General features: G+C 72.6%; 14 protein-coding genes. 6 read left to right on the plus strand and 8 right to left on the minus strand.

From position 1 onward, the window contains the following. Positions 1-35 precede the first annotated feature (35 nt). From ACIOD2_RS24290 to ACIOD2_RS24300, 3 genes are read right to left on the minus strand one after another with little or no spacing between them, the layout of a single operon-like run. Positions 36-776 carry an FAD:protein FMN transferase gene (locus ACIOD2_RS24290; RefSeq protein WP_400542022.1) on the minus strand — a complete coding sequence of 247 codons (741 nt, stop codon included), beginning with the start codon at positions 774-776 and terminating at the stop codon, positions 36-38. Beyond that, on the minus strand, positions 773-1,285 hold the full coding sequence (locus ACIOD2_RS24295; protein WP_400542025.1) for an FMN-binding protein: 513 nt from the start codon (positions 1,283-1,285) through the stop codon (positions 773-775). Before ACIOD2_RS24295 ends, ACIOD2_RS24290 begins: the two co-directional genes overlap by 4 nt. A 9-nt stretch (positions 1,286-1,294) precedes the next feature. Next, entirely contained in the window at positions 1,295-2,641 is a 1,347-nt protein-coding gene (locus ACIOD2_RS24300; RefSeq protein ID WP_400543221.1) for a ferric reductase-like transmembrane domain-containing protein, read from the minus strand. 147 nt (positions 2,642-2,788) lie between these two features. Between ACIOD2_RS24300 and ACIOD2_RS24305 the strand changes: the two genes are divergently transcribed. Together ACIOD2_RS24305 and ACIOD2_RS24310 are read left to right on the plus strand one after the other, a co-directional pair. Next, complete coding sequence (locus ACIOD2_RS24305; protein WP_400542028.1) at positions 2,789-3,505, plus strand: response regulator transcription factor; 717 nt, start codon at positions 2,789-2,791, stop codon at positions 3,503-3,505. After that, the gene (locus ACIOD2_RS24310) at positions 3,502-4,926 is read left to right on the plus strand and encodes a sensor histidine kinase (protein WP_400542031.1); all 1,425 of its coding nucleotides are present in this window, start codon (positions 3,502-3,504) and stop codon (positions 4,924-4,926) included. Before ACIOD2_RS24305 ends, ACIOD2_RS24310 begins: the two co-directional genes overlap by 4 nt. Here the strand turns inward: ACIOD2_RS24310 and ACIOD2_RS24315 are convergent. Both ACIOD2_RS24315 and ACIOD2_RS24320 read right to left on the minus strand, forming a co-directional pair. Next, entirely contained in the window at positions 4,904-5,506 is a 603-nt protein-coding gene (locus ACIOD2_RS24315) for a dihydrofolate reductase family protein (RefSeq protein ID WP_400542034.1), read from the minus strand. The two genes, ACIOD2_RS24310 and ACIOD2_RS24315, sit on opposite strands and share 23 nt — an antisense overlap. Positions 5,507-5,574: 68 nt before the next feature. Next, a complete protein-coding gene (locus tag ACIOD2_RS24320; protein WP_400542037.1) occupies positions 5,575-6,219 on the minus strand; it encodes a pyridoxamine 5'-phosphate oxidase family protein in 645 nt (214 codons plus the stop codon). A gap of 79 nt (positions 6,220-6,298) precedes the next feature. On the opposite strand from ACIOD2_RS24320, the gene ACIOD2_RS24325 reads away from it, so the two are divergent. Both ACIOD2_RS24325 and ACIOD2_RS24330 read left to right on the plus strand, forming a co-directional pair. After that, on the plus strand, positions 6,299-7,669 hold the full coding sequence (locus tag ACIOD2_RS24325; RefSeq protein ID WP_400542039.1) for a PLP-dependent aminotransferase family protein: 1,371 nt from the start codon (positions 6,299-6,301) through the stop codon (positions 7,667-7,669). Positions 7,670-8,099: 430 nt separating this feature from the next. Continuing rightward, positions 8,100-9,194 (plus strand): D-alanine--D-alanine ligase family protein, encoded by a 1,095-nt coding sequence (locus tag ACIOD2_RS24330; RefSeq protein WP_400542042.1) that lies wholly within the window; start codon positions 8,100-8,102, stop codon positions 9,192-9,194. Here the strand turns inward: ACIOD2_RS24330 and ACIOD2_RS24335 are convergent. Both ACIOD2_RS24335 and ACIOD2_RS24340 read right to left on the minus strand, forming a co-directional pair. Further along, complete coding sequence (locus tag ACIOD2_RS24335) at positions 9,191-9,727, minus strand: DUF3515 domain-containing protein (RefSeq protein ID WP_400542045.1); 537 nt, start codon at positions 9,725-9,727, stop codon at positions 9,191-9,193. The two genes, ACIOD2_RS24330 and ACIOD2_RS24335, sit on opposite strands and share 4 nt — an antisense overlap. A gap of 67 nt (positions 9,728-9,794) precedes the next feature. Next, positions 9,795-10,028 (minus strand): Lrp/AsnC ligand binding domain-containing protein, encoded by a 234-nt coding sequence (locus tag ACIOD2_RS24340; RefSeq protein WP_155545137.1) that lies wholly within the window; start codon positions 10,026-10,028, stop codon positions 9,795-9,797. 151 nt (positions 10,029-10,179) lie between these two features. Here ACIOD2_RS24340 and ACIOD2_RS24345 point away from each other — a divergent pair, with 151 nt between their 5' ends. Both ACIOD2_RS24345 and ACIOD2_RS24350 read left to right on the plus strand, forming a co-directional pair. Further along, on the plus strand, positions 10,180-11,136 hold the full coding sequence (locus ACIOD2_RS24345; RefSeq protein WP_400542050.1) for a thiamine-phosphate kinase: 957 nt from the start codon (positions 10,180-10,182) through the stop codon (positions 11,134-11,136). A 16-nt stretch (positions 11,137-11,152) separates the two neighbouring features. Then, the gene (locus ACIOD2_RS24350) at positions 11,153-11,632 is read left to right on the plus strand and encodes a GNAT family N-acetyltransferase (RefSeq protein WP_400542053.1); all 480 of its coding nucleotides are present in this window, start codon (positions 11,153-11,155) and stop codon (positions 11,630-11,632) included. Here ACIOD2_RS24350 and ACIOD2_RS24355 read toward each other — a convergent pair. Then, a complete protein-coding gene (locus tag ACIOD2_RS24355) occupies positions 11,619-12,776 on the minus strand; it encodes a glycoside hydrolase family 27 protein (protein ID WP_400542056.1) in 1,158 nt (385 codons plus the stop codon). The genes ACIOD2_RS24350 and ACIOD2_RS24355 overlap by 14 nt on opposite strands. Positions 12,777-12,878: the final 102 nt, after the last annotated feature.

The following is a 12,878-nucleotide window of genomic DNA, read 5'->3' on the forward strand; positions in this document are numbered from 1 at the left end:
GGCCGGGGCGGTGCGACCGGTTTTGGCGGACGCCGTCACGAAGCCAGCAGGAGTCCCGCGGTCCGGTGCATGCGGCGGCTGTCGTCGACGATGAGGATCTCGCAGCCCGGCCGGTCAGCCGCCCACGTGATGCCCTCGGCGCCCATCGCGAACGCCGCGGTGGCCAGCGCGTCCGCGGTGACCAGGTCGCCGGCCACGATGGTGACGCTCATCAGGCCGGTCGCCGGGGTGCCGTCGCGGCCGTCGAGGATGTGCGAGCCGCGTTCGTAGGCCGCCGACGTCGCGATGGCGCCGTTGCGCGACTCCAGCACCGCGCACACCGCGAGGGGCTGCTCGGGGTGGCGGACGCCGACCCGCCACGCGCGCCCGAGTTCCGGCTCGCCGGCGGTGACGACGTCGCCGCCCGCGTTGAGGCAGAACGTCGTGACGCCCTCGGCCTTGAGCATGTCGGCGGCGCGCTGCACCGCCCAGCCCTTCACCACCGCGCACGGGTCGAGGCCGCGGCCGGGCAGCCGCGCGCGGAACGCGCCGCCGGAGAGCTGCTCGTAGTACGCGCAGAGCTCCAGCACCTCGATCAGGTCGTCGCTCAGCTCCCCGGCCGGCAGCTCGCCGCGGTCGTACCGGCTGACCTCGCTGTCCTCCTTGAACGGGCTGAACCGGGCGTCGACGTCACGGAACCAGGCGAAGACGTCGTCGACGACCTCGGCGAAGTCCCCCTCGTCCCGCAGATCGAGGGAGACCGGCAGGCCCATCACCTGTTCCACGCGGTTCGTCATCGGTTGCCCCGAGCGTCGATGGCGGCCTGCAGCGACGTCTTGTACGACTCGCTCGTCTCGGTCGCGCCGGTCACGGTGTCGATCTTCGCGCTCTGCGCCTTGATCGCCTCTTCCTGCAGCTTCGGCAGGGCGGTGAGGGCCCGGCCGCCGTCCGGCGCCTGCAGCAGGGTGATCGCGGCCATCCGGGAGCCGGTGAAGGTCACCTGGACCTGCACGGTCCCGTAGGTGCTCCACTCGGGCGTGCCCTGGGTGGTCACCGTCGCATCAGCACTGTCCGGAGTGGACGAAGGCGGCGGTGCCGACGACGAGGTGCCCCCGGTCGGGCCACCGGCCGATGTGGACGGTGCCGACGGTGCTGTCGAGGTCGGCTTGGGGACCGATGTGGACGGTGCGACGACGGCGGGCGGTGCCTGGGCGGCGGCGTTCTGCACCGGCGGCCCGGGTTCGAACCGCCAGACCGCGATGAACCCCGCGATCGACAGCGCGACGACGAAGATGGTTCTCTTCACAACGTCCCCCTAGGCCGCGAGGCTGAAGCGTTCGGCGTGGACCTGGGCCTTGGGTACGCGCAGCTCCCGCAGGCTGCGCAGCACGGCCGACGTCATCCCGGGCGGGCCGCAGACGAACACGTCCCGCTCGTGCACGTCCGGCACCATCATGTGCAGGTTCGCCGGGCCGAGCATCGTGCCGCGGGGGCCGACCGCCTGGTCGGGTCCGGTGAGGACACTCACCATCGCGCCGCGGGCCTTGGCCAGCGCGTTCAGCTCGGGCAGCAGCACCGCGTCGGCCTGGGTGCGCACCCGGTACAGCACGACGACGTGGCCTTCGATGTCCTCCAGCAGCGCGCGGATCGGCGTGATCCCGACCCCGCCCGCCACGAGCAGCGCGTCGGGGCGCTGCTGGTGGATCGTGGTGAACGCGCCGTACGGGCCTTCGGCGAACACCCGCGTCCCGATGCGGAGGCTGCGCAGCGACGCACTGGAGTCGCCGAGCGCCTTCGCGGTCAGGCGCAGCGTGCGGCCGTCGGGCGCCGCGGACAGCGAGAAGGGGTTGGCCTGGTACCAGCGGTCCTTGGTGAGGAACCGCCACAGGAAGAACTGACCGGCGCGGGCCGGCATCCGGTCGAGGTGCTTGCCGGTCATGTAGACCGAAACCACGTCCGGGGACTCGGAAACCACGGCGGTGACCCGCAGCCGGTGGCGCAGGTTCCGCCACAGCGGCAGCAGCACGCGCCCGGCGAGCACCGCGGTGCCGGCCCCGAGCCAGAGCGTCCACCAGTAGCCCTTCGCCATCGGCGAGCCGGCGAACGACGTGCCGAGCGCGATCTGGTGGGTGAAGGCGAGGAAGACCGCCGCGTAGGTGTAGAGGTGGATGAAGTGCCACGTCTCGTAGGCCAGCCGGCGCCGCGCGAACTTCGCCGACGCCGCCCCGACGATGAGGATCACCGCGAACGCGACCAGCGCGCGCAGGATGCCCTCCAGCTCGTTGGCCATGTCCACCAGCTCGTCGACGACGCCGTGGCTCTCGACCTCGGCGTACCCGAAGACGATGAACACGAGGTGCGCGAGCAGCGTCCACAGGATCGTGAAGCCGGTCCAGCGGTGCCACGTCGTGAGCCGGTCCATGCCGATCCGCCGGTCCAGCCAGGGCAGCCGGGCCACCAGCAGCAGCTGGAACGCCATCGTGAGCGCGCCGTACAGCCCGGCCAGCCTGCCGATGCTGATCAGCACGTTGGGCGAGAGGCCGGCCTGCGCGAACAGGACGGTCGCGGCGGCCACGTTGGCGCCCAGGATGAGGAAAAGGCCGGATTTCGCGGCGATCCGGGGGCGGATCGCCGGGCGCGTGGCCTCGGCGGTCTGCGTCATGCTGGTCACACGGATCCCCCTCGGGTTCGGTTCACGAAGGCCAGCCTCGCCACCGAGCCTGTGGCGAGTCTGGGTGCCGGCTGTCGGGTTGCTGTCGGCCGCCGCCACCGGTCGCCGCCCGCTCGCGTGCCGGGAGAAGATGGGGTGGTGCAGCCCTCCGAACCCGTGCGCCTGCTCGTCGTCGACGACGAGCCGCACATCGCCGACCTCGTCGCCACCGTCGCCCGGTACGAGGGCTGGCAGGCGGTCACGGCCGGTTCCGGCCGGGCCGCGCTGAGCGAGGCGGCGGCGTTCGCGCCGGACATCGTGGTGCTGGACCTGATGCTGCCCGACCTCGACGGCTTCACCGTGCTGGACCGGCTGCGCGAGAACGGCAGCGCGGTGCCCGTGGTGTTCCTCACGGCCAAGGACGCGACGTCGGACCGGATCGCCGGGCTCACCCGCGGGGGTGACGACTACCTGGTGAAACCGTTTTCCGTCGAGGAGCTGATGGCGCGGCTGCGCGCGGTGCTGCGCCGCACGACGGGCGCCGCGCTCCCGGCCGCGGCGCGCGGGGCCGTGCTGCGCGTCGGGGACCTGACGCTGGACGAGGACACCCGCGAGGTCCGCCGCGGCGACCAGGCTCCCGCCGAGCTGACGCCGACCGAGTACGAGCTGCTGCGCTACCTCATGCGCCGCTCTCCGTCGGTGCTGACGAAGGCGCAGATCCTCGACCACGTCTGGGAGTACGACTTCGGCGGCCGGTCCAATGTGGTCGAACTGGTCATCTCGCATCTGCGGCGCAAGATCGACGCGGGCTCGGGCGAACCGCTGATCCAGACCGTGCGCGGCGTCGGGTACGTCGTGCGCCAGGTCAGCCGGTGAAGCGCACGGCCCGCCGGTGGTACGAGGCCTGGCAGCGCACCCGGCTCGGCACCCGCATCACGCTCGGCCTCGGCGCACTCGCCCTGGTCGTGTTCGCCGCGGTCGGCGTCACGACGGTCGGGATCATGCACGGCTACCTCGACCGGCGCCTCGACGAGCAGCTGTCCAAGAGCCAGAACACCCAGCTGCCGACGCTGCGCGAGACGCACGGCTCGCCGCAGTCGGTGTACTCCTGGTATTCGGCGCTGTACTCGGTGCGTGACGGCGTCGCGACGCCCGAGCCGGGCGGGATGCTGCCCGGTGACGCCCAGCAGCTCGCGAAGATCGCCGCCGACGCGGCCTCGGGCGACGTCACCCGCAACATCTACCTGCACGACGACGGGCCGTACCGGGTCCGCGCGTGCCCGGTCGACACCGATTCGGTGCTGCTGAGCGCCGCACCGCAGGGGGATCTCAACGGGACGGTCCGGCAGCTGGTCTGGGTCGAGGTGGGCGCGTTCGCGTTCGCGCTGGCGGTGCTCGTGGTCGTCGGGCGGCTGGTGCTGCGCCGCGGCCTGCGCCCGCTGGCCGACATGGCCGGCACCGCGCACGACATCGCCTCCCACGACCTCACCGCGAACCCCGCCCTGCCGGCGCGGGCGTCGGGCAGCGGCGGCGGTGTCGAGGTCGAGGAGCTGCGGACGGCGTTCAACGTGATGCTGGCGCACATCGACACGTCACTGGCGGCCAAGACCGAGGCGAACGACCGGCTGCGCCGGTTCGTCGCCGACGCGTCCCACGAACTGCGCACGCCGCTGACGTCGATCCGGGGTTACGCCGACCTCTTCCGCTACGCGGCCGCGAACGAGCCCGCGGAACGCGAGGCGCACCTGACGAAGATCCGCGAGGAGACGGCGCGGATGACCGTGCTCGTCGACGACCTCCTGCTGCTGGCCCGCCTCGACGCGCGGGCGGCCGAGACGCCGTTGCGTCCCGAGAGGACGGACCTGGCCGAGCTGGCCGGCGACGCGGCGGACGCGTTCACCGCCGGCCGGCCCGACCACCCGCTGACGACGTCCCTGGACCCGGCGCTGGTCGACGCCGATCCGCTGCGGCTGCGGCAGGTGCTCGACAACCTGCTGGCCAACGCGGCCGTGCACACGCCGCCGGGCACCGCGGTGCACGTCGCGGTGGCGGTCGAAGGCGCCGAGGCCGTCGCCCGGGTCACCGACGCCGGGCCCGCCGCCATTGCGCCGGCCGACCGGGAGCGGATCTTCGACCGGTTCTTCCGCGTCGACGACTCCCGCACCCGCTCGGGCGGCGGCACCGGCCTCGGCCTGTCGGTGGTGCAGTCCCTGGTCACGGCGCACGGCGGCACGGTCTCCGTGGAGTCCGTGCCGGGCCGCACGACGTTCGCGGTCAGGCTTCCGCTGGCTCGCTGACGCGGTCGTAGTAGGCGATGATCACGCCCTTCGTCGTCGGGACGCTGCGGGTGAGCGTGAACTCGGTGTAGGGCGCGGGATCGGCGAACAGGCGCAGGCCGCCACCGAGGGTCAGCGGGTGGATCAGCAGGGCGTAGTGGTCGATCAGCCCGGCCGCGTGCAGCGCGTGCACGAGCGAGGCGCTGCCGATGACCGACAGGTCGTTGCCGGGGGTGGCCTTCAGCTCGGCGACCGTCTTGGCCGCGTCTCCCGGCAGCAGCACGGAGTTCTGCCACTTACCGGCGTCGTCCAAAGTGGTCGAGGCGACGTACTTGGTGGCGGCGTTCAGGTGCGTGGTGAACGGGTTGCCGTCCGTCTGCCCGGCCCAGGCGCCGATGAAGTCCTCCCAGGTGCGGCGGCCGAACAGCATGTCGCCGGGCTTGCCCATGCCGCGGCTCATCTCCTGGGCGAGGACCTCGTCCTGGTAGCGGCCGCCCCAGCCGCCGTGGGTGAAGCCGCCGCGGGTGTCCTCGTCGGGCCGGCCGAGGCTCTGCACGACGCCGTCGAGGGTGACGTTCATGGTGACGCTGATCGCGCGCATGGGGTTCCTTCCGCTGGGTTCCTCTGTCGCCGCCTATACGAACGGCGACCGCGCGGATCGACAGCGTCCTACTCGCGATCGGCGACGTGCGCCGGAATCACCCAGCCGGGGGAGAGGTCGGCCGACGGCTCGGGCTCGCCGAAGACCGTCCGCACCGGCAGCACCCCGGCCCACGCGGTGTCCGCGCCGACGTCGCCCGGCTCGTCGTCCGGGCCCTCGGCGCGCATCTTCACCGACGCCTCGGCGAGGTCGAGGGCGAGCACGCTGACCGCGGCGAACTCCTTCGGGTTGACGTCGCGTGCGTGCTCCCACGAACCGGGCGCGAGGTGGTCGGTGAGCACCTTGAGGCCGTGCATCTTCGCTTCGGCGCCGGTGACGAGCTTGGCCTTCCCGAGGATGACCGCGCTGCGGTAGTTCATCGAGTGGTTGTTCACCGACCGCGCGTAGACGATGCCGTCGAGCAGGGTGACCGTGACGCAGACGTCGAGGTCCTGCGACGCCGTGCGGAGGCTCGCCGCGCCGGTGGATCCGTGCAGGTAGAGCGTGTCGCCGTCGCGGCCGTAGCCGGTGGGCAGGACCAGCGGGACGCCGTCGCGGACGACGCCGAGGTGGCAGATCAGGCCGTCGTCCAGGACGGCGTGCAGCACGGCGCGGTCGGTGACGGCCCGGTGCTTCTTGCGGCCGAGCGTGGTGCGAGGCGTGGTGGAGAGCATGCGACCAGCGTCTCTCCGGCAGTGGCATCGGAAAACGGCCACTTCTCGTACACTTGGGAAGTCCACTTAGGGAGGTCCCGTGACCCACGCCGACACCGCGCTGCCGGTCAGCCTCGACCGCGCGTCCGTCACGCCGCTGGCCGTCCAGCTGGCGGACGCGCTGCGCGAGGCGGCCGCGTCCGGGCACCTGCGCGGCGGCGACCGGCTCCCGTCGACCCGCGCGCTGGCCGGCCGGCTCGGCGTCAGCCGCACCGTGACGTCGGCCGCGTACGAGCAGCTCCACGCCGAGGGCTGGATCGCCGGGCGGCACGGCTCGGGGACGTATGTGACGACGCCGCCGTCGTTCTCGGCCTCGGAGGTCCCGGCGCCCACTGTCCCGGCGCCCGACGCCGAGCCGCCGTCACTGCTGGACCTCGGCCCGGGCACGCCGTGGGCGGCCGGGCTGGATCGCGCGGCTTGGCGCCGGGCCTGGCGCGCCGCGGCCGACCCGGACCCGCTGATCCGCGCCCACCGCGCGGGCCTGCCGGAGTACCGCGCGGCGGTGTCCGAGCACCTGCTGCGCCACCGCGGCCTGGCCGCCGGTTCGGTGCTGGCCACCGGCGGCACGACCGCGGCGGTCGTCGAGCTGGCCGCGGCGGTGCTGGAGCGGGGCGACGTCGTCGCCGTCGAAGAGCCCGGTTACCAGCGCGCGGTGCAGGCGTTCTTGCGGGCGGGCATGCGGGTGGTCGGGGTGCCGGTGGATCTCGAAGGGTTGCGGCCGGAGGCGATCCCGGTGGGCGCGCGGGCGGTGTACTGCTCGCCGGCGCACCAGTACCCGATGGGCAGCAGGCTGAGCGCGGCGCGGCGGGTTTCGCTGGTCGAGAGGGCGCGTTCGGACGGGATGCTGGTCATCGAAGACGACTACGACGGCGAACTGCGCTTCGACGTGGCGCCGCTGCCGATGCTGGCTTCCTTGGCGCCCGACGTGGTGGCGCACCTGGGGACGACGTCGAAGATCCTGACGCCGACGCTCGGCGCGGGCTGGATGGTGGCCCCGGAGGCGATCACGTCGGCGGTGCTGGCGTACCGCGATCTGACGGGCACGCGCCCATCGCCGGCGGGGCAGCGGGTGCTGTACGAGTTCGCGCGCAACGGCGACCTGGGCCGTCACCTGCGCAAGATCCGCCGCGAGATGGCGGAGCGCCGGACGCTCTTGGCGGGGGCCTTGGCTTCCGCGGGCATCCCGGTCCGCGGCGACGACGCGGGGGCGCACCTGGTGGTGCCGTTCCCGTCGGCTTCGGTGGAGGCGTCGGTGATCGCGGTGGCGGAGCGGCGGGGGATCCGGCTGGACGGCCTGGCGCGGCACTTCGCCGGGGTGCCGACGGCGCACGGGGTGGCGATCGGCTACGCGGGCTGTACGCGGGAGGCGTTGGTGGCGGCGTTGCCGACGCTGGTGTCGGTGCTGCGCTGACTTTGCCGACGGTCGGTTCGCCCGCTCACCGCATCGCCACGCTGACCCACCTCTCGCGAGTTCCGCCCTCAATCACGCGAGTGCCTGTCATTGGTCACGGGTGTGGTCTCTCCGACCACGTCTGATGGTGCCGGGCTGCCGTCCAGCTCGGGCCCGGGGTTGTCCACAGCCCGGCCGTGTTGTGGACAACTGGGCCCTGGCGAGGGCTTTTCCCGGGTTTCGTCGGAGTGGACCGATACGCTGGAAGCGGGGCCGGTCCCCCGGAGAGGGCGGGGGCTGCTTTCCGGAGGTTGTCCGGCGGCGGGCGCACTTGCGCCTCGAAGTACCAGACGTGCCACCGGCCGCCGGGGTTGCGTTCGGCGCGGGGAACGTCTCGCCCGCCGCACGGGGCTGGGCTGTTCGCCGAGGTCACCGGGTACGGTGGCTCACCATGAGCGAGAAGATCCGGGTGGCGGTCGTGTTCGGCGGGCGCAGCAGCGAGCACACCATCTCCTGCCTGTCCGCGGGCAGTGTCCTGGGGAACCTCGACCCGGAGCGGTTCGAAGCCGTGCCGGTCGGCATCACGCGCGAGGGCCGCTGGGTGCTCGGCACCGGGGACTCCGCGCAGCTCGCCATCCGCGGCCGTGAACTGCCGTCGGTCGACGACGGCAAGGGGCTCGTGCTCGCCGGTGATCCCTCCAGCCAGGGGCTCGTCGCCGTCGAGCCGGGCCGCGAAAGCGAGCTGCTGTCCCAGGTGGACGTCGTCTTCCCGGTGCTGCACGGCGCCTTCGGCGAGGACGGCACCATCCAGGGCCTCCTCGAGCTCGCCGGCATCCCGTACGTCGGCCCGGGGGTGCTCGCCAGCGCGGCCGCCATGGACAAGGAGACCGCGAAGAAGCTCCTTGCCGCGGAAGGACTTCCGGTCGGCACCTTCGCCGCGCTCCGCCGTGGACAGTCCACTTTGGACGACGCCGACCGCGCGAAGCTCGGCCTGCCGGTGTTCGTGAAGCCGTCGCGTGCCGGGTCCTCCGTCGGCATCAGCCGCGTGACGTCCTGGGACGACCTCGGTGCCGCCATCGAGCTGGCCCGCGCGACCGACCCGAAGGTCCTCGTGGAGGCGGCCGTCGTCGGCCGCGAGGTCGAGTGCGGCGTGCTCGAATTCCCGGACGGCCGCGTCGAAGCGTCGCTCCCGGCCGAGATCCGCGTCCTGTCCGAGGACGAAAACGCCTGGTACGACTTCGAAACCAAGTACCTGGGCGACGACGCCGAGCTGGACATCCCGGCCAAGCTCGACGACGCCGTCACCGAGAAGCTCCGCGCCATGGCCGTGCAGGCCTTCCAGGCGCTCGACTGCCAGGGCCTCGCCCGCGTCGACTTCTTCGTCGGCGCCGACGGCGAGCCGAGCATCAACGAGGTCAACACGATGCCCGGCTTCACGACGAAGTCGGCCTACCCGAAGATGTGGGAGGTCACCGGCGTCGACTACGCGACCCTGCTGACCACGCTCATCGAGACGGCGATCGCCCGGGGCACGGGTCTCCGCTAGCCGAACCGCAGCGGCCGCGGTGGCAGCTTCGCCGCGACCGCGTCCGAGATCTGCTGCAGCGGGCCCGTTCCAGCGCTGTCCGGCACCGTGAGCGCCGAGTAGACCTCACGGTCCACGACGTACCACGTCGACGCGCCCTCGCCGGTGACCTGCAGCCACTGGACGCCGTTCACCAGCCTCAGCTGGGCCGTCGGGGTCAGCTCCGGCGGACGTCCCAGCCCGCATCGGAGCACCAGCGGGTCGTCCGTGCCCCACGCCACCGTCGCGGGCGGGGCCGGCTCGGCCAAGGCACGCAGCGCGAGCTGCGAGCCGTTCGACGTCAGCTCGGACGGCACCGCGCCCAGCAGCGTCTTGCACGCCGGGGACGCGGCCTGCGGCGCGGGCACGGGGACCAGCGGCAGCGGGCCGGCCGCGGGATCCGCGGAACGCTGGGTCAGGGCGAAGACGGCGACGGCGACCGCCAGGGCCACGGCGAGCGCGGCCGCCGTGACGAGCACCACTCGTGGTGGCGCGCCGGTGTCGGATTCGGGCACCGGACCACTACACCACTGGCGTCGTTTCGGGGGGTCTGGGGGGTCGTCCCCCCAGGAATGTCACTGCTCAGAGATGCACGACCGGGCAGGTCAGGGTCCGCGTGATGCCTTCCACGTTCTGCACCTTGGCGACCACGAGCTGGCCCAGCTGGTCGACGCTGTCGGCGGCCGCGCGGACGATCACGTCGTACGGTCCGGTGACATCCTCCGAACTGGTGACGCCGGCGATGCTGGAGATCTCGGCCGCCACCGCGGCCGCCTTGCCGACCTCGGTCTGGATGAGGATGTATGCGTGGACCACGGCGCGCCCTTTCGTCGGGATCGATCGGCTCAGGGTAGGAACTGAGGAGCAGGAACGTTCACAGCAACGTATCTGCAGCTCACGCAAAAACATAGGGCATCCGACTATCGGTGATCGATCTTTGTCCCGGTGGAGAAAGCAGAGGTGACGGGTGTCACCGAACGACGTCACGGTCGCCGAGACCGGGGAGTTCGAGCTCATCAGAGCCGTCACGGAAGGGCGGCGTCAGCCACCGGGCACGCTGCTCGGTCCCGGCGACGACGCCGCCGTCATCGCCGCCCCCGACGGCCGCGTGGTCGCCAGCACCGACGTCCTGGTGCAGGGGGTGCACTTCCGGCTCGACTGGTCCAGCCCGGAGCACGTCGGGCGCAAGGCCGTCGCGGTCAACCTGGCCGACATCGCCGCCATGGGCGCCACCCCGACGTCGGTGCTCGTCGGCATCGCCTGCCCGCCGGACACCCCGCGCGAGGTCGTCACCGCGCTGGCCGACGGTATGTGGGCCGAGGCCGAGCGCGCCGGCGTCGGCGTCTCCGGCGGCGACATGGTCCGCGCCGACCAGCTCGTGATCAGCGTCACCGCGCTCGGTGACCTCGGCGACCGCGAACCGGTGACGCGCTCGGGCGCCCGGCCCGGCGACGTCGTCGCGGTCTGCGGGAAGCTCGGCTGGGCCGCCGCGGGCCTGGCCGTGCTCGGGCGCGGCTTCCGGTCGCCGGTCGGGGTCGTCAACGCCCAGCGCGCCCCGGAGCCGCCGTACGAGGCCGGCCCACGCGCCGCGCTCGCCGGGGCCACGGCCATGATCGACGTCTCCGACGGGCTGCTGGCCGACCTCGGGCACATCGCCGAGGCGTCCGGCGTCGGCATCGACGTCCGCACCGCCGACCTCGACGTCCCGGCCCGGCTCACCGAAGTCGGCGCGGCGCTGGGCGCGGACCCGCTCGACTGGGTCCTCACCGGCGGCGAGGACCACGCGCTCGTGGCGACCTTCCCGTCGTTCGCTGAACTGCCGGAGGGCTGGCGCACCATCGGCGTCGCGACCATGCCGGACTCGGGAATCACCGTGGACGGCAAGCCTTCCACGCGAGAAGGCGGTTGGACGCACTGGCGCTGAACTAGGCTGTGCGGATGTGAGAATCGTTCCGGTCCCCTACGACCATTCCGACGCGGCCAAGCTCATGGCCGCGGTGCAGCAGGTGTACGTCGAGCGCTACGGCGACGAAGACGCCACCCCGATGAACCCCGAACAGTTCGACCCGCCGCAGGGCCTGTTCCTCGTCGGCTACCAGGGCGAGGAAGCCGTCGCCTGCGGGGCGTGGCGCGCCCACGACGGCCCGGCCCCCGACTTCCAGGACGGCGACGCCGAGTTCAAGCGCATGTACGTCGCCGATTCCGCGCGTGGCCGCGGCTTCGCGCGGATGATCCTCTTCGAACTCGAGCGCACGGCGGCCCTGTCCGGCCGCAAGCGCGCGGTGCTGGAGACCGGCACCAAGCAGCCGGAGGCGATCGCGCTCTACGCGTCCTCGGGCTACGTCGAGATCCCGAAGTTCGGCGTCTACAAGAACGAAGAGTCGAGCCGGTGTTACGGCAAGGACCTCAGCGGGGCGTGAGCTTCAGCAGGGCGGCCGCGTGCGGGCGCAGCGACGCGGACACCGCGGTGCCCACATCCCGGTGAGCCCACAGGTCCCGGACGTTCCAGGAGCCCGGGACCGTCGCGGACACCGTCGCGGTGGTGGTGCCGGTGTTGAGCAGCACCACCGCGAACCCGCCGCCGGTCAGCGGTTTGCCCCACACCTGGTAGCCGGGGCCGGCCGTCAGCTGACGGCCCTGGCCGGCCGCGAAGTCCTGGTCGACGGCGATCGCCTCGGGGTTGCCCAGCGTCGCGAGGTCGTCGTCGCTCAGCTTCGCCGGATCGGTCCCGGCGAACAGCGGCGCGTTCAGCACCGCCCAGACGCTGAAGTGGGCGCGGGCCTCGTCCGCGGTCAGCGTGCCGTTGCCGACCTGCAGCATGTCCGGGTCGTTCCAGCCGCCGGGCGAGCCGCTGTGGACGGCGACGGCGGCCTGCTGGTCGATCGTCGCGAGCACCGAATCCCAGGTCGGGGTCAGGTCGTAGGTGGTGCGCCACAGGTTCGCCACCGGCCGCGCCCAGGTCCACGGGCTCGAGACGCCGTATTCGGAGATCGCGTAGACGATCGGGCGGGGGAGCGCGGCCAGCTCGTCGCGCATCTTCTCGAACGCCGCCCGCCGGTCGAGGCCGTCGACGGTGTCGGCGTTGCACCAGTCGTACTTGAGGTAGTCGACGCCCCAGCGGTCGAACGTCTCGGCGTCCTGCCGTTCGTGGCCCAGCGAGCCGATGCCGGACGCGGGGTAGGCGTCGTTGGCCATCGCGCAGGTCCGGCTGCCCGGCACGGCGTAGATGCCGAACAGCAGGCCGCGGGAGTGCACGTAGTCGGCGAGGTCGGCGATGCCGTGCGGGAACCGGGTGGGATCCGCCTGCAGCGAGCCGTCGGCGGCGCGCGCGGGGGCCTGCCAGCAGTCGTCGACGACGACGTAGCGGTACCCGGCGTCGCGCAGGCCGTCGTCCGCGAGCGCGTCGGCGGCCTTCTTGACGACGTCTTCGGTGAGGTCGTAACAGCGGACCTGGTTCCAGCTGTTCCAGCCCATCGGCGGCGTCGTGGCCAGGCCGTTCGCCAGCGCGGGCGCCGCCGCGACCGGCACGCTCAGCAGCCAGGTCGCCGCGACGAGGAGGAGCACGAGGAGCGTGCTTCTCGGACGGGTGTGCTGCGCCGGGTCGATGTCGTGATCCAATCGCATGGCACGTGAAACCGCAGTTGCCGAGCCGACCGGAAGCAGGCC

It is taken from the genome of Amycolatopsis sp. NPDC088138, assembly GCF_044741685.1.
Taxonomy (GTDB): Bacteria; Actinomycetota; Actinomycetes; order Mycobacteriales; family Pseudonocardiaceae; genus Amycolatopsis.